We start from the raw sequence: 18,689 nt of genomic DNA on the forward strand, positions 1-18,689 counted from the left end.
AATGGCGTCCGGTTCTTCGCAACTGGACCAGAGCCGGGGTTCAGGAATGCGCATTGCAACAATCACAAAATTATCGCTCGCCGCTACAATCGGTCTCTCCGTTGTGGCAGGAATATTTATCTGGCGGGAACATGTCGCCGTCGACGCAGAGCGCACGGCGTTCGTCCGGCAGGCTGAATTCAAGCAACTCGGCCTCGATCTTGCGGGCGCCTCCGATTACCTGACCGATGAAGTGCGCCGCTACGCGGTCACGGGTGACAAAAAGCATTACGACAATTATTGGCGTGAAGTGAACACGACCAAGAGCCGTGATCGCGTCATCACGCGATTGAAGGCGCTTGGCGCTCCTGCCGATGAGCTGGCCTTGATTGATCAAGCGAAAGCCAGTTCCGATACGCTCATCAAGCTCGAAGAAAAGGCTATGAAGGCTGTCGCTGACGGCAACCTCGACAGCGCCCGCGGCCACGTCTTCGGATCGGATTACGATATTGGCAAGGCCAAGATTACGGGCCTGGTTCAGTCCTTTCAGGACAAAATGAACAATCGTGCGACAGCAGAGGTGGCTGCGGCGCGACAATCGGCGTCCACGATGACGATCCTGGTCAATATCCTGCTTGCTCTGACTGTCACCAGTTTTATCTGCATTCTGTATCTTGTGTTCGACCGGCGCACGGTGCGGCCGATCGTCGAGACGCAGGAAGTTGTGTCGCGCCTCGCCAAGGGCGATTACAGCGTCGAGGTCCCGTACCGCGACCGTCAGGACGAGATCGGTGACATGGCGCGCGCTGTCGTGGTGTTCAAGGACAACGGCATCGCCAACGAGCGGATGCAGACCGAGCGCGGCCAGTCGCAGGCCGAGCGGGAGCAGCGTCAGGGGCGGGTTGATCGCCTGATCCAGGAATTCGAACAGATGATCGGCGAACTTGCCGAGTCACTGTCGTCATCGTCCACCGAGCTTGAGGCTGCGGCCGACACGCTCACCGCGACCGCCGACAGCACCGGCAAAAACTCGGGGACTGCCGCCGGTGCATCGCAAGAAGTTTCCAACAGCGTACAGTCAGTTGCCGCCGCGACCGAGCAGATCACGACCTCAGTCGCCGAGATCGGCCGTCAAGTCCATGAATCCAGCCGCATCGCCACTGAGGCCGTGCGCCAGGCCCAAACGACCGACGTCAATATCACCGAATTGTCGCAGGCCGCGGCGCGCATCGGCGACGTCGTCAAGCTGATCACCGCCGTAGCCGAGCAGACCAATCTTCTCGCACTCAACGCAACCATCGAAGCGGCGCGTGCCGGCGAAGCCGGCCGTGGTTTTGCCGTGGTGGCTGCCGAAGTGAAGGCACTGGCGGCGCAGACCGCCAAAGCCACCGACGAGATTTCGGCGCAGGTCGCCGGCATGCAGCAGGCAACGCAGGACTCGGTCTCGACCGTCAAGCAGATCGGTCAAACGATCGGGCTGATCTCGGAGATTTCCTCCACCATCGCGGCCGCCGTGGAAGAGCAGGGAGCCGCCACCCAGGAGATCGCCCGCAACGTGCAGCAGGCGGCGCGACTGTCCAGCGACGTCGCAGGCAATATCATGGACGTCAGCCGTGGCGCCGGCGAAACCGGTACGGCCTCGGGTCAGGTGCTCTCCGCCGCGCAGATGCTGTCCAAGGACAGCGCCCGTCTCAAGATGGAGGTGCAGAAGTTCCTCGGCAGCGTGCGTGCGGCGTAGACGGAGCGTGATTGCCCAATCTGAGACCGCGCCTCGACGTGGACGATGACGACGCCGTGTCCCGGGTGCTGCCTTTCCAAGTGACCGGGATCTTCGCGTTGGCTTAGCGGCGCGAAGAGCGCGCGACGCAGGTGGGTTGGGCTCAAAACGCACATAGTTGTTGTGTGCGACATCCTGTGACACACTCCGAGGGTCGATGTTTCATGGCCCTCGGAGTTCTATGCCCCGCCGGAAATTTGCCTGGGAAGATCTATCGGACGAGGAGTTGCTGACGCGCCGCCTCAGCAGTTTGAAGGTTGGAGTCAAAGGCACCTGGCTCGAGGATTGTCTCGCCACGCTGCATGAAGAGCTCGAGGAGCGGGCGATCCGGCTGCGGCCGCACGCATGGATTTCGAGCGAATGGTTCAGTCCGGCAAACACGCCCGGCATCGCCATTCCGTTCTATCTCGCGCATCCCCGCCTGATGAAGCTCGAGAAGAAGATGATGCTTGAGGTCGAAGGCGGCGCCTGGTCCCAGTGCATGGCCATCCTCCGCCATGAGGCCGGCCATACCGTGCAGCACGCCTACCAGTTGCAACGCCGCCGGCGCTGGCAGCAGCTGTTCGGCCCGTCCTCGAAACATTATCCGCGCTACTACCGGCCCAATCCGGCCAGCCGGCATTATGTCCAGCATCTTCGCCTCTGGTACGCGCAGAGCCATCCGGACGAGGACTTCGCCGAAACCTTCGCGGTGTGGCTGCGGCCGCGTTCGAACTGGCGGACCCGCTATGCGGGCTGGCCTGCGTTGAAGAAGCTCGAATATGTCGACGAGCTGATGGGGGAGATTGCCGGAAAGAAGCCGCTGCTGACGACGCGGGAGCGGGTCGATCCCCTGAACGAGCTCAGCCAGACGCTTGCCGAGCATTACCGGAAAAAGCAGGCGTTCTACGCTTTCACGCCACCGAAGACGTACGACCGCGATCTTTCCCGGCTGTTTTCCGCCGACCCGCGGCATCATCGCTCGCGACTGGCGTCGAGCTTCATCCGGAAGCACCGCGCCCGGATCCGGGAATTGGTGGCGCGGTGGACCGGCGAGAACCAGCTCACGCTCGATGCCGTACTGGATGACATGATCTCCCGCTGCCGCGAGCTCGATCTGCGTGCTGTCGGTCCCGAGCAGAAGCTGGTGACGGATTTCACCGTGTTGTTGACGGCCAAGACGATGCACGCACTATTTGGTCCGTCGCGACGCAAATGGATCGCGCTATGAGACGCCTGCGTATCCTCGTGCTGATGCATCCGGACTGTATGCCGCCGGACTCGAGCGATGGATACGCCGCGGAAGAAATCAATAAGTGGAAGACGGAATACGATGTCGTCAGCACCTTGCGTGCGGCCGGCCATGATGTTCATCCGCTCGGCGTGCAGGAGGAAATCAAGCCTGTGCGCGACGAGATCGAGGGTTTCAAGCCGCATGTGGTGTTCACGCTGCTGGAAGAGTTTCACTACCAGACGGCGTATGATCAGCACATCGCAAGCTTTCTCGAATTGATGAAGGTGCCTTATACGGGCTGCAATCCACGCGGTCTGGTGCTCGCACGTGGCAAGGATCTATCGAAGATGCTTGCGCATCATCGCCGCGTCGCGGTCCCGGCCTTTGCCGTGTTTCCGATGCGCCAGAAGGTCAAGCGGCCGCCGCGTCTAGCGCTGCCGCTGATCGTCAAGAGCCTGAACGAGGATGGTTCACACGGCATCTCGCAGGCGTCGATCGTCGATACCGACGAGAAGCTCATTGAGCGCGTCGCTTTCATTCATGAGCGGATCGAAACCGCCGCCATCGCCGAGCAATACATCGACGGACGTGAGCTGTATGTCGGCGTGCTCGGCAACAATCGGCTTAAGGCGCTGCCGGTGTGGGAATTGCAGTTCGGCACCATGGGCGGTGCGCGGCAGATCGCCACGGAGAAGGTCAAGCACGACACTCGTTACCAGGAGCGCGTCGGAATCGTGGACGGGCCGGCCGAGGACCTGACGCCGGAATTAGCCGAGCGCATTCAACGAACGGCGAAACGCATTTACCGGACGCTCGGGCTCGATGGCTATGCGCGCATCGATTTTCGCCTCGCGTCCGACGGCACGCCGTATTTCATCGAAGCCAATCCCAATCCCGAAATCGCCAAGAGTCAGGAATTCGCCACCGCCGCGCTGCATGACGGCCTCGATTACCCCGGTCTCCTGCATCGCATTGTGGCGCTCGGAATCCGGCGGGCAAAGGCAGGGGTGTCGGTGGGGTGAGGGGAGCATCTCCCTTGCTGCTTGCGAAATCCGCAATCTCCGGTTGAAATGCGGCGTTTCCTTCGACAATCTCGAACTGTACCCATCACCGCAACGCCTTATCGATTCGCATGCACATTACGAAAGCAAAAATCCGAAACTACCGCTCGCTCGACAGTTGCGACATCGACTTCCGAGCCGGTCTGAACATTCTGGTAGGTGATAACGAAGCCGGCAAATCCACGCTTCTAGAGGCGATAAGCCTCGCGCTGACGGGATCGCTCAATGGGAGACCCATTGCCCAGGAATTGCACCCCTATCTCTTTTCCGCAAAAGCGACGCGCGCTTATCTCGATGCGCTGCACAACGGTAAGCCAGCGCATCTCCCAGCGATTACCATAGAGCTTTTCTTCAGCGACATTCCCAAACTCGCTGCCTTCCGAGGAGACAATCATTCGGAGAAATCTGCGGACATTCCAGGCATCCTTTTCTCGATTGAGTTCAATGATGCCTTCAAGGACTCCTATTCGGATTATATCGCGGAACCGTTGGATGTCCGCTCCATACCCGTCGAATACTATCACGCTGTGTGCCAATCTTTCTCCCGCAAGCCTATTTTGTCGCGCGATATACCGTTGTCTACCGTTGTTGTTGACGCAAGCCGCATCACGACCATCACCGGTGCCAATCGCTATGTGACTGGTCTTATCCGAGAGGCCCTTCCTCGGACAGAGCAGGTCCAGCTCTCCGTGGCATATCGCAAGCTACGCGAGCTTTTTCTTGGAGATGCCAGCGTCGGACAGATCAACAAGGAGCTTGCTGACAGGCATGGCGACATTTCCGAGAAAACACTCACGATGACGCTCGATCCCACTGCCCGTGGCGGGTGGGAGGCGGCAGTGATGCCCAGCTTAGATGACATTCCGATTACCCTTGTAGGAAAGGGCGAGCAGAACACCGTCAAGATCAAGCTTGCGCTCGAGAACGGCTCGGGCGCCAACGTCTTTTTGATTGAGGAGCCCGAAAATCATCTTTCCTATTCGCGGTTGCATGGTCTCATCAGTGCGATTACCAAGAAAGCCGGGGGGCGCCAGCTTATTATCACCACGCATTCAAGCTTTGTGCTCAACAAGCTCGGCATCAACAATGTCATCTTGTTCAAGAACGGCAATTCCATGCGGCTCGACGCGCTTTCGCCGGACACGTATGAATATTTCCGGAAGCTGCCGGGTCACGACACGCTTCGGCTTCTCTTGAGTGATCGAAGCATTCTCGTGGAGGGCCCGTCGGACGAGCTCGTTGTTCAAAAAGCGTTCATCGAAAAACACGGCGTTAGCCCGCTCGAAAAGGGCGTCGATATCATTTCCGTTAGGGGGCTTGCGTTCAAGCGCTTTCTTGAAATCGCGCGGCTGCTCGGGATCAAGACGGACGTGGTGACCGACAACGACGGCGATGTAGGCGCGCTCCAAGAGAAGTACGCTGATTATCTCGGTGGTGGTGCGATCAACATCCGCTACGACCTCGACGAAGATTATAAAACCCTCGAGCTGCAGATGCTGAAAGCAAACAGCCTCGACGCGCTTAACAAGGTACTGGGTACCGATCACCAAGACCCCGACCAGCTCATCAAATGGATGACGACGCCCTCCAACAAGACGGATGTCGCGCTGAAAGTATTCGATACCACCGAAAAGCTTGCTTTCCCCGCTTATATCAATGCCGCCGTCGAATAAGATCGTCTTCGCCTCCGCGGGCGCCGGCAAGACAACCGAGCTTGTGATGGAAGCGTTGGCGATGCGCCAGCGACACGTTGCGATCACAACGTTCACGCTTAAGAACGTTGAGGAAATCCGCCGGAAAATCGTGGAACTGAATGGCTGCGTGCCGAAAGAAATCACGGTCTATCCCTGGTACACGTTTGTACTTCACGAATTGGTGCGGCCGTACCAAGGTCATGTGCACGCGGCGCGGGTCGCAGGCGTTCACTTCGCCAACGGCGCGACACGCACGCGCGTCCGCAAAACCGACGTTGCCCGATATTACTGCAACGGCGACAACAATGCGTACTCGGATCGCCTCGGGGATTTCGCGTTACTGTGCGAAGCTGCAAGCGACGGCAAAGTCATGCGCAGGCTGGCCGATATGTACGCGCATATCTTCGTGGACGAGGTTCAGGATCTCGCCGCGTTCGATATCGACGTGCTGGAGCTTTTACTTCGCTCGCCCATCGGCGTGACCTGCGTAGGCGACATACGGCAATCGACCTTTCGCACGAGCCACGCCCCGAAGAACAAGAAGTTCTGCGGACGAGGCTTCGTCCTCAAAGCTGACGCCTGGAAGAAGGCTGGTCTTTGCGACGTGACGTTCATGGCGCGAAGCCGTCGATGCATTCAAGCGATCTGCGATGTTGCTGACCGCATATTTCCCGATCTTCCAAAGGCGCAATCCAACAATCAGCGACAAACTATGCACGATGGGGTCTTTGCGGTTCGCTCGACCCACGTTGAGGAATATTGTCGCCGTTACGAGCCGAAAATCTTGCGCCTCAATCGCAAGTTCAGCAGCGACCTGTCGGCTGAAAACTTCGGAATGGTGAAGGGCCTCGGCTTTGAGCGTGTCTTGATTGTACCTTATGGCGGTATCACCAAATGGCTCTTGACGGGGAACGAGAGCTACGTGGCAGGCTCTGCCGATGAGGTCTATGTCGGGATCACGCGAGCTTATCAAAGCGTCGCGTTTGTTCACGACAGTGATGTGGCCGTGCCGGGCGTAACCGTGTTTCAGCCGTAGTTTAGTGTCTGCAATCCGCCCTCACACCCCCGTCACGCGCCAGATGCAGTTGCCGACATCGTCGGCCACCAGCAACGAGCCATCAGGACCGAGCGTGACGCCGACGGGACGGCCGTACGAATCCTTCTCATCATCCGAGAGGAAGCCCGAGAGAATGTCGCGCGCGGGGCCTGACGGGTGGCCGTTTTCGAACGGGATGAACACCACCTTGTAGCCGCTTAGCTTGCTGCGATTCCATGAGCCGTGCTGGCCGATGACCATGCCGTCCGGAAAGCCGGGCAGGGTGCCGGCCGGCATCCAGCACAGGCCGAGCGAGGCGGTGTGGCCGCCAAGCGCGTAGTCCGGCTGGATGGCCTTGGCCACCATCGCTGCATCCTGCGGCACGCGATCGTCGACGATTTTGCCCCAGTAGCAATACGGCCAGCCATAGAAACCGCCGTCGCGCACGGAGGTGAGATAGTCCGGCGGCGTCTCGTCGCCAAGGCCGTCGCGCTCGTTGACCACGGTCCACAGCACATTTGTCGTCGGCTCCCACGCCATGCCGACTGCATTGCGTAGCCCGCTTGCGAAAATGCGGCTGGTGCCTTTGACGAGGTCGAGTTCGTAGATTGCAGCACGGCCCTCTTCGGCTTCGAAGCCGTTGTTACCGATGTTGGTAAGCGAGCCGACGCCGGCATAAAGCTTGGTGCCGTCCTTGTTTGGCAACAGGCTCCGCGTCCAGTGACCGCCGGGCTTGAACGTGGTCACCCGCTTGCCCGGTGCGGTGATGCGATCCGCATTCGGCGTGTAGGGGAAGGCCATCACGCCATCGGTGTTGCCGACATAGAACGTGTCGCCGAGCAGCGCCATGCCGAACGGCTGGTTCAGGTTTTCCATGAACACCTGCTGCGTCTCGGCGACGCCGTCGCCGTTCCTGTCGCGCAACAGCGTGATGCGATTGGCGCTGACGCCGAGCGCTGCCGCGCGTCGCATGGTGGCCTGCATGGCGTAGCTGAACAGGTTCTTCGAAGTGGTGGCGATCTGTAATGCTTCGGCGGCGAGCACGTCGCCATTGGGCAGTATCTCGATCCAGCGCGGATGCTTCAGCCCGCCCGCGAACATGTTGACCTTGAGGCCGGATGCGACGACCGGCTTTTCGCCTTCGTGCCAGCCGCGCGCGGTCGGCATTTTCAACGTCGGAATGGTGCCTTGCGGTTTCGCGGCGGGAAAATCCGGCATGGTGCCCCAGGCCGGGGCAGGCATCGGCCCCTGCTGGCGCCGCCACAGCACCGCGGACGCGCCGATCAACGCAACGATGCGGGCAAAAAAGGCCGAAAAGCTCATGGGAATTCCTTCATTGAAACGTGGCCGCACCATGCAACGCAGCGCAGCATTCGACAAGCGCGACGGGCGCGCTTGATACCTGCGATCAACGCAAGGCAGTCGTCAGCGGACTGCCATGAAAGGACTGCCCATTTCGCCGGCGTGATCGATTGTGAGTGGCTGTGTCCGGTGCGGACACTGCCGTTGGCAACCGCGTGCGAAACGGTTTAGATTCGTTCTTAGGGAGGAGCGCACCCGTGATGACAGGTGCGCCAAACAAGGTCATGTTCGAGGGACACGATCTCTTTCTCGTCGCCTTGTCGGTGGCGATTGCCATATTGGGCGGCTACAACGGATTTGCGCTGGCGGCGCGCATTCGTGGCCGGCCCGATGCGAGCCATCGTGTCCTGCTCGCAGGTGCAGCGGCCTTTCTCGCGATCGGCATCTGGACCATGCATTTCATCGGCATGCTGTCGGCGCCGCTGCCGCCCGGCACTGCTTATCTGGTGCTGCCGACCATCATCTCGTTTCTGATCTGCGCGCTGGTGGTGGGCGTGTCGCTGTTCCTCGTCAGCATCTGCGAACCGACCTGGCAACGGTTGACCGGTTCGGCGGTGTTGCTCGGCCTCGGCATCTGCAGCATGCACTATGTCGGAATGCATGGCCTGTCCGGTCATTTCGAAATGCAGCACGATCCGCTGTTCGTCGTGCTGTCAGTGGTGATTGCGGTGGGCACCGCCTATGGCGGGCTGCGCGCGTTCCTGGCGCGGCAAGGCGGCATCCAGCTCGTGCTCAGCGCGGTGGCGTTCGGCCTTGCGGTCTCGGGCATGCACTACACTGCCATGGAGGGTCTTCACTTGGTGCCGGTCAGCGGTATGCACCATCACATGGAAGGGCTGGTGGCGTCACAGCAAATCCTGTCGATCGTGGTAGCGCTGCTGTGTTTTGTGGTCGCAGCCGGTTTCCTGCTGCTGCAGGTGCCGGACCCGCGGCTCAAGCCGGCGCCGTTGGCAATGGCCGGCGTGAGGCCGGGCATAGAGGAGGCTGCCCTGGCGTTCGATGCGCGAGAGCTTCCGACCAAGAGTCCTGCCAAGGCTCCGACGTTGACCCCGGTGGCTGAGGCTTTGCCTCCTGTCACGCCTGCCGAGGAGGCTCCGGCTGCATCGGCGTTGCCCGGTTCAAGAAGCGCGCCGCTTGGCGGTCTTGGTCAGCCGCGTCGCCTCACGGCATCGCGGCTGCCGGTCGAGGCCGCGGACGGCACACACTTTATAGATGTCAGCGATGTGCGCAGCATTCGCGCTGATGCGCATTATACCCGGATCCACGACGGCACCCGCGAACGGATGTGTCCGTGGTCAATTTCGGAAGCCGAGACACAACTCGACCCTGAACGGTTTCTCCGGGTGCACCGCAGCCACATTGTCGCGCTGTCGCATGTAACTTTTGTGCGCCGCGAAGGCGACGGCGCCGTGATCGAGTTGGATGGTGCGGCGCAACGCGTACCGGTCAGCCGCGCCAAAATCTCCGAGGTGAAGATGCGGCTCGGACTCATTCGCGGGACTGCATAAAACGCTTTTGGTGTTCTCGCTCCAACAAGAATTAGGTTAGGCCCGCTGACGCATTTCGTGCGCGCTGTGCCGCCGTTCGTGCGAAAATCCTCCGTTGGTGCTGCATCCGTGAGCGACTTCTTGTGAAACATCAGGAGTCGCACCAAGCCTTCCTCAAGTCCGCTTAGAACACTTCCAGACGGACAGGAGGAGACAGACGATGATCCCGGGCCCGTTCACCTATCACCGGCCGGCCGACCTCAATGAAGCGGTGAAACTTTTGGCCACGCTGGACGGCGAAGCCCGTCCGCTGGCAGGCGGCCACAGCCTTATTCCCATGATGAAGTTGCGGCTGGCGACGCCGGAACACCTGATCGACCTTCACGGCATCAAGGACCTGCGAGGAGTCCGCCGCGACGGCGACAGGATCGTGATCGGCGCGATGACCACCCAGCACGACCTGCTGGCGTCAGACGAGATCGCCAAAGCGCTTCCGATCCTGCGCGAGACGGCGCTGGTGATCGCCGATCCGCAGGTCCGCTATTGCGGCACGCTCGGCGGCAATGTCGCCAACGGCGATCCCGGTAACGACATGCCGGCGCTGATGATGACGTTGAACGCGACCTATCAGCTCATCGGCCCGGGCGGATCGCGCGAGGTCGCGGCGACCGACTTTTACCAAGGTGCGTATTTCACCGCGCTTGAGCCTGGGGAAATCCTCACCGGCATCTCCATTCCTGCGCCGCAGGCGGGGCACGGCTACGCCTATGAGAAGCTGAAGCGGAAGATCGGCGATTACGCCACGGCCGCCGCCGCGGTGGTGCTGACCATGTCCGGCGGAAAGGTCGCGACCTGCCGCATCGGCCTGACCAATTTGTCGGAGACGCCGCTGCTGGCCGAAGACGCCGCCAAGGCGGTGATCGGCACCAGCCTCGATACCGCGTCGCTGCAAAAAGCTGCGGCAGCGGCACAAACGATCATGGCGCCGGCGGGCGATGGCCGCGGGCCTGTTGAATACCGCCGCTATGTCGGCGGCGTGCTGGTGGCGCGTGCGCTGCGCCGCGCGGCCGAACGCGCAGCGTGAGGGAAGGGCCCATGACAAAAACTAAAATGGCAAAGACCCATATTACAATGAAGGTGAATGGCGAGGACGTGGAAGGCCTGATCGAGCCGCGTACGCTGCTCGTGCATTTCATCCGCGAGAATTTGCAGATGACCGGCACCCATATCGGCTGCGACACCACCCATTGCGGCGCGTGCACGGTCGATATCGACGGGATGTCGGTGAAGAGCTGCACCATGTTTGCGGTCCAGGCCCAGGGCTCGGAGATCCGGACCGTCGAAGGGCTCGCCAATCCCGACGGCACGCTGTCGGCGCTGCAGGAAGGCTTCCGGATGATGCACGGCCTGCAATGCGGCTTCTGTACGCCGGGCATGCTGATGCGCGCCCATCGCCTGCTGCAGGAGAATGCGAATCCGACCGAAGAGGAAATCCGCTTCGGCATTGCCGGCAATCTGTGCCGCTGCACCGGCTACCAGAACATCGTCAAAGCGATCCAGTACGCCGCAGCCAAGCTGAACGGCGTCGAATTCCAGGAGGCCGCAGAATGAACGACATGACCCCGACGAGAGAGGAACGTTCTGCGCGCCTGGAAGGCATGGGCTGCAAGCGCAAGCGCGTGGAAGACATCCGCTTCACCCAAGGCAAGGGCCAGTACGTCGACGATGTGAAACTGCCCGGCATGCTGCACGGCGATTTCGTGCGCTCGCCTCATGCCCATGCGCGTGTCAAATCGATCAACTCCGAGAAGGCGCTCAAGGTACCGGGCGTGCTTGCGGTGATCACCGCGGAGACGCTGAAGACGGTGAACCTCGCCTGGATGCCGACTCTGGCCGGTGACGTGCAGATGGTGCTCGCCGACGGCAAGGTGCTATTCCAGAATCAGGAAGTCGCCTTCGTGGTGGCAACCGATCGCTACGCCGCGGACGACGGCATCGCTGCCGTCGAAGTCGAGTACGAGGCGCTGCCGGTGTTGGTCGATCCGTTCAAGTCGATGGATGCAGATGCGCCGGTGCTGCGTGAAGACATCAAGGACAAGACCGACGGCGCGCACGGCCCGCGCAAGCATTACAACCACATCTTCGAGTGGACGGTGGGCGACAAAGATCTCACCGACGCGGCCTTCAAGAAGGCCGACGTCACCATCAAGGAGCTGATCTCGTATCAGCGCGTCCATCCGTCGCCGCTGGAGACCTGCCAGTGCGTCTGCTCGTTTGACAAGATCAAGGGTGAGCTGACGATTTACGGCACCTTCCAGGCGCCGCACGTGATCCGCACGGTGGTGTCGCTGATCGCGAAATTGCCTGAGCAGAAGATCCACGTAATCGCGCCGGATATCGGCGGCGGCTTCGGCAACAAGGTCGGGGCCTATCCGGGCTACATCTGCGCGGCGGTGGCGTCCATCGTCACTGGCAAGCCGGTGAAGTGGGTTGAGGATCGCATGGAAAACCTCACCACCACGTCGTTCGCGCGTGATTACCACATGACCACGGAAATGGCGGCGACCAAGGACGGCAAGGTGACAGGCCTGCGCGTGCATGTGCTTGCCGATCACGGCGCGTTTGACGCCTGCGCCGATCCGTCGAAGTGGCCGGCCGGGTTCTTCAACATCGTCACGGGCTCCTATGACTTCCCGACCGCGCATCTGGCGGTGGACGGCGTCTACACCAACAAAGCGCCGGGCGGCGTGGCTTACCGCTGCTCGTTCCGGGTGACAGAGGCCGCGTACTGCATCGAGCGGGCCATGGACATCATGGCGCAGAAGCTCGGCATGGACCCGGCGGAATTCCGCATGAAGAACTTCATCAAGGCGGAGCAGTTTCCGTATCACTCCGCGCTCGGCTGGGAATATGATTCCGGCGACTATCACACCGCCATGACGAAGGCGATGGAGACGGTGCAATACGCCGAGCTGCGGAAAGAACAGGCAGCGAAGCGCGAGGCGTTCAAGCGCGGCGAGACCCGCGAGATCATGGGCATCGGCGTGTCGTTCTTCACCGAGATCGTCGGTGCAGGCCCGTCGAAGAACTGCGACATTCTTGGCATTGCGATGTTCGACTCCTGCGAGATCCGCATGCACCCGACCGGTGCCGGCATCGCACGCATGGGCACCAAGAGCCAGGGGCAGGGTCACGAAACGACCTGGGCGCAGATCATCGCCACCGAGATCGGCATTCCGGCCGACAACATCATGGTGGAAGAGGGCAACACCGACACTGCGCCGTACGGTCTCGGCACCTACGGCTCGCGGTCGACGCCAGTGGCTGGAGCTGCGATCGCGATGTGCGCGCGCAAGATCAGAGCGAAAGCGCAGATGATCGCGGCTTATAAACTCGAAGTCCACGAAGACGATCTCGAATGGGACATCGACGGCTTCCGCGTGAAGGGCCTGCCAGAGAAGTTCCTCGGCATGAAGGACATCTGCTGGATCGCCTATAACTCGCCGCCGCCGGGCATGGAGCCGGGGCTTGAGGCGGTGAGCTATTACGATCCGCCGAATATGACCTATCCGTTCGGTGCCTATATCTGCGTGATGGACATCGATGTCGATACCGGCGTGTACAAGGTCCGCCGCTTCTATGCGCTCGACGATTGCGGTACCCGCATCAATCCGATGATCATCGAGGGGCAGGTGCACGGCGGATTGACCGAAGCCTTCGCCATCGCGATGGGGCAGGAGATCCATTACGACGAGACCGGCAACGTGATGGGCGGCTCGTTCATGGACTTCTTCCTGCCGACCGCGGTCGAGACACCGCATTGGGAGACCGACTTCACCGTGACGCCGTCGCCGCACCATCCGATCGGGGCGAAGGGCGTGGGTGAAAGCCCGAATGTCGGCGGCGTGCCGGCCTTCTCCAATGCCGTCAACGATGCGTTCTCGTTCCTGGGCGCAGTGCATATCCAGATGCCGCATGATCACTGGCGCAACTGGATGGCGGCAAAGAAGCTCGGGTTGATCAACGAGGCGGCTGTCGCTGCGTAGTCATGAAGAACCGGAAAGAGATCGCCGAACGTCTGGCCGCCACCGGCTACATTGCCGACAACGAACTGGCGACGGCGATCTCATTGATGCAGGCTCTGAAGCGGCCGTTGTTGTTGGAGGGGGAGGCGGGCGTCGGCAAAACCGAGGTCGCGAAGGCGCTCGCCTCAATCCACCAGACCGAGCTGATCCGACTGCAATGCTATGAGGGGCTCGATCAATCGGCGGCACTTTACGAGTGGAACTATCAGCGGCAACTGCTGGCCATTCAGGCGCATCAGGTCCAAGGCGCTGATAAAACCGCAGATGGCATCGAAGACCGGATCTTCTCCGACAAGTATCTTCTGGAGCGTCCATTGCTCGCAGCCATCCGACGCGAGAAGGCGCCGGTGTTGTTGATCGATGAAATCGACCGCGCCGACGACGAGTTCGAAGCCTTCCTGCTCGAACTTCTGTCGGACTTTCAGGTTTCCATTCCTGAGCTCGGCACCGTCAAAGCCACATCCATTCCGCATGTGCTCCTGACATCGAACGGCACGCGCGAACTCTCCGACGCCCTGCGCCGCCGCTGCCTTTATCATTACATCGATTATCCCGATGTCGATCGCGAGGCGCGCATCATTCTGGCGCGTGTAGAGGAGACTGGCGCCACCCTCGCGGTGCAGATCGCGCGCATGGTGGAGAGCATCCGCAAGGAGGATTTGCGGAAAGTTCCGGGCGTCGCCGAGACGCTGGACTGGGCCGCGGCGCTCGTCGGGCTTGGCGTCAAGGATCTGCATGATGATCCCGAGACGGTGCACGACACGTTGATGTGCCTGCTCAAGACCCATGAGGACAAGGCGCGCTTCAAGCCGGAAGTGACCGCGAGGTTGCTGGGGAGGGTCGCATGATGAGCGGCGCACCCATCGCCAGTGTAGACGAGCGCGTCGCATTGCGGCTCGCGGGCTTTCTCGCGACCCTGCGTGACAATGCCTTTGCCATCGGTCCGCGTGAGGGCGAAGACGCGATGCGGCTGATGGCGTCCGGTTATGCCGAAAAGCCGGCACTGCTACGCTCGGCGTTTAAGCATCTGTTCTCGGCACGGCGATCGGACTGGGAGAAGTTTGACGGCATTTTTGACGCGTTCTGGCTCGGCAAGCGCGTCAAGTCGCGCTCGAAGATCATGGGCGCATCTTCCAAGCCGGCCAATACGCCGTCGCTGAAGAGCATTCAAGACCGCAACGAGCAGCGAGCCGGTGGCGCGGAGGCGACGGATCAGGTGCCGTCGCCGGATGAAACCGGTCATGATCGCAGCGGCGAGGGGCGCATGGAAGGTGCGTCCAACGCGGAGAACATCGCGGATGTGGACTTCCGCAAGCTGAGCGATCCCGAGCAGATTGCGGAAGCGCACGCCGCCGCCGCGCGGCTTGCGAAGGCCATGCGCACGCGGCTGACGCGCCGGGACATCGTGCGGCGGCGCGGTGATCGGATCGACATGCGGCGGACGATCCACGCCAACATTCATCACGGCGGGGTGCCGATTGACCTTGCCATGCGGAAGCGAAAAGAGAAGCCGCTGCGCCTCGTGGTATTGCTCGATGCCTCAGGCTCCATGAGTATGTACACCAGCGTCTTTATTCGCTTCATCCACGGCGCGCTGGATGAATTCCGCGAGGCCGAGGCGTTTTTGTTTCACACCCAGCTCGCGCATGTCTCCGACGCCATGAAGGAGCGCGATCCGGCGCGCGCGCTCGACCGGTTGTCGATGATGGCACAAGGGGCGGGCGGCGGCACCCGCATCGGGCTCAGCCTGCAGACGTTCAACCGCTGGCATGCACAGCGGGTGATTCATTCGCGCACCTGCGTGATGATCGTGTCCGACGGCTACGAGACCGGGGATGCGCAATTGCTTGGTCGCGAGATGGCGGCTCTGGCACGACGCTGCCGGCGGATCGTCTGGCTCAACCCGATGATGGGGTGGGAGGGCTATGAGCCGGCGGCGGCTGGCATCAAAGCCGCACTGCCCCATGTCGATCTCTACGCGCCGGCCAACACGTTGAACAGCCTGCTTGCGCTCGAGCCTTATCTGGCGAAGCTGTAGGAGGCCATGATGACAGCGCATGCCGAAGTGATCGATCTTGTCGCCCAGTTGCGGAACAGCCGTTCGCGCTCGCCACTGTGGTGCGCACGGTGTCGGTGACCGCGGCGAAGGCCGGCGCCAAGGCGATCATCCGGCCTGACGGGACGATCACCGCCGGATGGATCGGCGGTGGTTGCGCGCGCGGCGCGGTGCTCAAGGCGGCGCGCGAGGCTCTGCTGGACGGCGAGCCGCGCATGATTTCGATCCAGCCGGAGAACCTGCTGACCGAACTCGGGGTGAAGCCGGGCGACAACCGCGCCGGTGTGCGCTTCGCCAAGAATATGTGCCCGAGCCAGGGTACCATGGACATTTTCGTGGAGCCGGTCTTGCCGCATCCCTCGCTGATCATTCTCGGTGCCAGTCCTGTCGCGCTGTCGTTGGCGGCGCAGGCGCGAACATTGGGCTTTCACGTGACGCTCGCTGCACCTGCCGCGGACCTCACCGAGCAGCCAGACGCGGATGTCACGGTGGATGGCTTTGCGCCGGGCTACCTCAACGAAGCGAAGCGCTTTGTCGTGGTCTCGACCCAGGGCAAGGGCGACGAAGCAGCATTGCGTTCGGCGGTGGGGATCGATGCGGTCTACATCGCGTTTGTCGGCAGCCAGCGCAAGATGACGGCGCTGCGCGACAAGCTTTCCCACGAAGGGATTTCCGTCGACGTGCTGGGGAGGATCAAGGCGCCGGCGGGTCTCGATCTCGGCGCCATTACGCCGGAAGAAATCGCCATGTCGATTCTCGCCGAGATCACCATCGAGCGGCGGCGCGGTCAGCGCGCATCTACGCAATCATAACACCCAAGATCGCTTCAAGGATCATCACCATGGAAATGAACGACAGCCAGCGAATTCCCGCCGCAAAAGAGAAAGTCTGGGCTGCGCTCAATGATCCCGAGGTGCTGAAAGCCTGCATTCCCGGCTGCCAGTCGCTCGAGATGACCGGACCGAACGAGATGAAGGCCACGGTGGTGTTCAAGGTTGGTCCGGTGCGGGCGACCTTTGGCGGCACGGTGTTGCTGTCGGAGATCGACCCGCCCAACAGTTACCGGATTTCCGGTGAAGGCTCGGGCGGCGTGGCTGGCTTCGCAAAAGGCGGCGCCGCGGTGCGCCTCGAGGCGGAAGGCGACGATGTCACCATCCTGCATTACACCGTCGATGCCCAGGTCGGCGGCAAGATCGCACAGCTCGGCGGACGCCTGATCGATTCCACGGCGAAGAAGCTCGCGGGTGAATTCTTCGAGACGTTTGCCGAGAAGGTCAGCGGGGTGGCTCCGGCTGAAGAGGGGGCGGACAAGCCCGGCTGGTTCGCCAAGTTCACCGGCACGTCCGCTGTCGTTGCCCTGCTTGCGCTGTCGGGTGCCAACTGGTGCTGCGTGACGGGCGGGCATCATCATGCACAGGTCATGCCGGGCCCGATCTGCAGTCATGTGGTGACAGCGGATCGCGGGTGAGGGGTCTCTGACCCAATAATGACATTGTGAATTCTGCCGGACGGCCCGACGGCGGCCAGAATTGCAATTCTTGCAGCTCTGGTTCGCTGCTGTGGCTCATTTCGTTTGGGTCCCTGTTTTGCCATAACATTCCTCAAACGGAGGTCATTCTCCGGCAATCAAAGACTTTGCGGAGGAAACGTCATGAAGCGGCTATGTCTGGCCCTTGCTGTCGCCATGTCATGCGGATTGTTGGTTCAGCCTGCCGAAGCGCAAAAGCGCTACGACGCCGGCGCGAGCGACACCGAGATCAAGGTTGGCCAGACGGTGCCTTTCAGCGGGCCGGTCTCGGCCTATGCCACCATCGGCAAAACCCAGGCGGCCTACATCCGCATGATCAACGATCAGGGCGGCGTCAACGGCCGCAAGATCAACCTTATTCAGTATGACGATGCCTACAGCCCACCCAAGGCGGTCGAGCAGGTCCGCAGGCTGGTGGAGGGCGACGAAGTTCTGTTGACGTTCCAGATCATCGGAACGCCCTCGAACGCGGCTGTACAGAAATATCTCAATCTGAAGAAAGTGCCGCAGCTCTTTGCCGCGACGGGGGTTGCGAGGTTCTCCGATCCCAAGGCCTTTCCATGGACCATGGGGTTCAACCCGTCCTATCTCACGGAAGGCCGGATCTACGCTCAATACATTTTGAAGGAGCACCCCAACGCGAAGATCGGCGTGCTCTATCAGAACGACGATCTCGGCAAGGACTATCTCAAAGGTCTGAAGGCGGGGCTCGGCAATAAGGCTGCATCGATGGTCGTGGCCGAAGCCTCGTATGAGGTGGCCGACCCGACCATCGACTCGCAGATCCTGAAGATCAAGGATTCCGGGGCCGATCTCTTCTTCAGCGCGACGACGCCGAAGCAGGCAGCGCAGGCCATCAGGAAGATCGCCGAAATCGGCTGGCATCCTGTCCACATCGTCGACATCAATGCGAATTCGATGAGCGCCACGCTGAAGCCGGCCGGGCTTGAGGCCTCGAAGGGCTTGATCAGTGTCAACTATGTGAAGGACCCCGCCGACACGGCGTGGGCGAACGATCCCGGCGCGCAGCGTTATCTCGCATTCATGGCGAAGTATTATCCCGATGGCGACAAGAACTCGAACCTCAACGTCTACGGCTACATCACCGCGCAGCTTCTGGTGCATACGCTCAAGATGTGCGGCGATACGCTGACACACGAGAACGTCATGCAGCAGGCCTCGCACTTCACCAATGTCGATCTCGATCTGTTGCTGCCCGGTATTTCCGTCAACACCACACCGACCGACTACCGCGTCAATAAGCAGTTTCAGATGATCCGATTTGATGGCGAGCGGTGGCTGCCATTCGGCTCCGTCATCACGGACGGTAACGAATAGCTGGGGGCAGGGTGCGCGCAGGGCCGAAGCGAATCGCGGTCCTCGCGAATAAGGCTTGGCAGCCGAAAAAAGA

At 61.1% G+C, this 18,689-nt stretch carries 14 protein-coding genes and 1 pseudogene; 14 read left to right on the forward strand and 1 reads right to left on the reverse strand.

The features are described from left to right. Window positions 1-46: 46 nt before the first annotated feature. The 5 genes from ACP0KA_RS20935 (at window position 47) to ACP0KA_RS20955 (ending at window position 6,760) form a co-directional block, all read left to right on the forward strand. Entirely contained in the window at window positions 47-1,717 is a 1,671-nt protein-coding gene (locus ACP0KA_RS20935; RefSeq protein WP_424630643.1) for a methyl-accepting chemotaxis protein, read from the forward strand. 265 nt (window positions 1,718-1,982) lie between these two features. Beyond that, the gene (locus ACP0KA_RS20940; protein WP_424630644.1) at window positions 1,983-2,966 is read left to right on the forward strand and encodes a putative zinc-binding metallopeptidase; all 984 of its coding nucleotides are present in this window, start codon (window positions 1,983-1,985) and stop codon (window positions 2,964-2,966) included. Beyond that, window positions 2,963-3,991 (forward strand): D-alanine--D-alanine ligase family protein, encoded by a 1,029-nt coding sequence (locus tag ACP0KA_RS20945; RefSeq protein ID WP_424630645.1) that lies wholly within the window; start codon window positions 2,963-2,965, stop codon window positions 3,989-3,991. The genes ACP0KA_RS20940 and ACP0KA_RS20945 overlap by 4 nt, the downstream gene beginning before the upstream one ends. Before the next feature lie 110 nt (window positions 3,992-4,101). After that, window positions 4,102-5,703 carry an ATP-dependent nuclease gene (locus tag ACP0KA_RS20950; RefSeq protein ID WP_424630646.1) on the forward strand — a complete coding sequence of 534 codons (1,602 nt, stop codon included), beginning with the start codon at window positions 4,102-4,104 and terminating at the stop codon, window positions 5,701-5,703. Beyond that, window positions 5,687-6,760 (forward strand): UvrD-helicase domain-containing protein, encoded by a 1,074-nt coding sequence (locus ACP0KA_RS20955; RefSeq protein WP_424630647.1) that lies wholly within the window; start codon window positions 5,687-5,689, stop codon window positions 6,758-6,760. Before ACP0KA_RS20950 ends, ACP0KA_RS20955 begins: the two co-directional genes overlap by 17 nt. A gap of 21 nt (window positions 6,761-6,781) precedes the next feature. On the opposite strand, the gene ACP0KA_RS20960 is transcribed toward ACP0KA_RS20955, so the two are convergent. Beyond that, window positions 6,782-8,083: a PQQ-dependent sugar dehydrogenase gene (locus ACP0KA_RS20960; RefSeq protein ID WP_424630648.1), complete on the reverse strand. Its 1,302-nt coding sequence runs from the start codon at window positions 8,081-8,083 to the stop codon at window positions 6,782-6,784. A gap of 263 nt (window positions 8,084-8,346) precedes the next feature. Here ACP0KA_RS20960 and ACP0KA_RS20965 point away from each other — a divergent pair, with 263 nt between their 5' ends. The 9 genes and pseudogenes from ACP0KA_RS20965 to ACP0KA_RS21005 all read left to right on the forward strand — a co-directional run bounded on the left by ACP0KA_RS20965 (window position 8,347) and on the right by ACP0KA_RS21005 (window position 18,616). Next, window positions 8,347-9,630: an MHYT domain-containing protein gene (locus ACP0KA_RS20965; protein ID WP_424631678.1), complete on the forward strand. Its 1,284-nt coding sequence runs from the start codon at window positions 8,347-8,349 to the stop codon at window positions 9,628-9,630. Between the two features lie 199 nt (window positions 9,631-9,829). Then, window positions 9,830-10,693 carry an FAD binding domain-containing protein gene (locus tag ACP0KA_RS20970; protein ID WP_424630649.1) on the forward strand — a complete coding sequence of 288 codons (864 nt, stop codon included), beginning with the start codon at window positions 9,830-9,832 and terminating at the stop codon, window positions 10,691-10,693. 26 nt (window positions 10,694-10,719) lie between these two features. Continuing rightward, window positions 10,720-11,220, forward strand: coding sequence for a (2Fe-2S)-binding protein (locus tag ACP0KA_RS20975; protein WP_424631679.1), 501 nt, complete (start codon window positions 10,720-10,722; stop codon window positions 11,218-11,220). Next, window positions 11,217-13,655 (forward strand): aerobic carbon-monoxide dehydrogenase large subunit, encoded by a 2,439-nt coding sequence (locus ACP0KA_RS20980; RefSeq protein ID WP_424630650.1) that lies wholly within the window; start codon window positions 11,217-11,219, stop codon window positions 13,653-13,655. The genes ACP0KA_RS20975 and ACP0KA_RS20980 overlap by 4 nt, the downstream gene beginning before the upstream one ends. Window positions 13,656-13,657: 2 nt before the next feature. Further along, complete coding sequence (locus ACP0KA_RS20985) at window positions 13,658-14,542, forward strand: AAA family ATPase (RefSeq protein WP_424630651.1); 885 nt, start codon at window positions 13,658-13,660, stop codon at window positions 14,540-14,542. Next, window positions 14,542-15,732, forward strand: a complete 1,191-nt coding sequence (locus tag ACP0KA_RS20990; protein WP_424630652.1) for a vWA domain-containing protein — start codon at window positions 14,542-14,544, stop codon at window positions 15,730-15,732. The genes ACP0KA_RS20985 and ACP0KA_RS20990 overlap by 1 nt, the downstream gene beginning before the upstream one ends. Before the next feature lie 9 nt (window positions 15,733-15,741). Beyond that, window positions 15,742-16,562, forward strand: a pseudogene (locus ACP0KA_RS20995) (XdhC family protein). Between the two features lie 29 nt (window positions 16,563-16,591). Beyond that, complete coding sequence (locus ACP0KA_RS21000; protein ID WP_424630653.1) at window positions 16,592-17,218, forward strand: SRPBCC family protein; 627 nt, start codon at window positions 16,592-16,594, stop codon at window positions 17,216-17,218. A 183-nt stretch (window positions 17,219-17,401) separates the two neighbouring features. Further along, complete coding sequence (locus ACP0KA_RS21005; protein WP_424630654.1) at window positions 17,402-18,616, forward strand: ABC transporter substrate-binding protein; 1,215 nt, start codon at window positions 17,402-17,404, stop codon at window positions 18,614-18,616. Window positions 18,617-18,689: the final 73 nt, after the last annotated feature.

This window comes from Bradyrhizobium sp. SYSU BS000235 (assembly GCF_049747295.1).
In the GTDB taxonomy this organism is placed as follows: domain Bacteria; phylum Pseudomonadota; class Alphaproteobacteria; order Rhizobiales; family Xanthobacteraceae; genus Afipia.

Coding starts and splice junctions, on each gene's coding strand:
- ACP0KA_RS20935 (WP_424630643.1), top strand. CDS start 47: ATGCGCATTGCAACAATCACAAAATTATCGCTCGCCGCTACAATCGGT.
- ACP0KA_RS20945 (WP_424630645.1), top strand. CDS start 2,963: ATGAGACGCCTGCGTATCCTCGTGCTGATGCATCCGGACTGTATGCCG.
- ACP0KA_RS20950 (WP_424630646.1), top strand. CDS start 4,102: ATGCACATTACGAAAGCAAAAATCCGAAACTACCGCTCGCTCGACAGT.
- ACP0KA_RS20955 (WP_424630647.1), top strand. CDS start 5,687: ATGCCGCCGTCGAATAAGATCGTCTTCGCCTCCGCGGGCGCCGGCAAG.
- ACP0KA_RS20960 (WP_424630648.1), bottom strand. CDS start 8,083: ATGAGCTTTTCGGCCTTTTTTGCCCGCATCGTTGCGTTGATCGGCGCG.
- ACP0KA_RS20965 (WP_424631678.1), top strand. CDS start 8,347: ATGTTCGAGGGACACGATCTCTTTCTCGTCGCCTTGTCGGTGGCGATT.
- ACP0KA_RS20970 (WP_424630649.1), top strand. CDS start 9,830: ATGATCCCGGGCCCGTTCACCTATCACCGGCCGGCCGACCTCAATGAA.
- ACP0KA_RS20975 (WP_424631679.1), top strand. CDS start 10,720: ATGGCAAAGACCCATATTACAATGAAGGTGAATGGCGAGGACGTGGAA.
- ACP0KA_RS20980 (WP_424630650.1), top strand. CDS start 11,217: ATGAACGACATGACCCCGACGAGAGAGGAACGTTCTGCGCGCCTGGAA.
- ACP0KA_RS20985 (WP_424630651.1), top strand. CDS start 13,658: ATGAAGAACCGGAAAGAGATCGCCGAACGTCTGGCCGCCACCGGCTAC.
- ACP0KA_RS20990 (WP_424630652.1), top strand. CDS start 14,542: ATGAGCGGCGCACCCATCGCCAGTGTAGACGAGCGCGTCGCATTGCGG.
- ACP0KA_RS21000 (WP_424630653.1), top strand. CDS start 16,592: ATGGAAATGAACGACAGCCAGCGAATTCCCGCCGCAAAAGAGAAAGTC.
- ACP0KA_RS21005 (WP_424630654.1), top strand. CDS start 17,402: ATGAAGCGGCTATGTCTGGCCCTTGCTGTCGCCATGTCATGCGGATTG.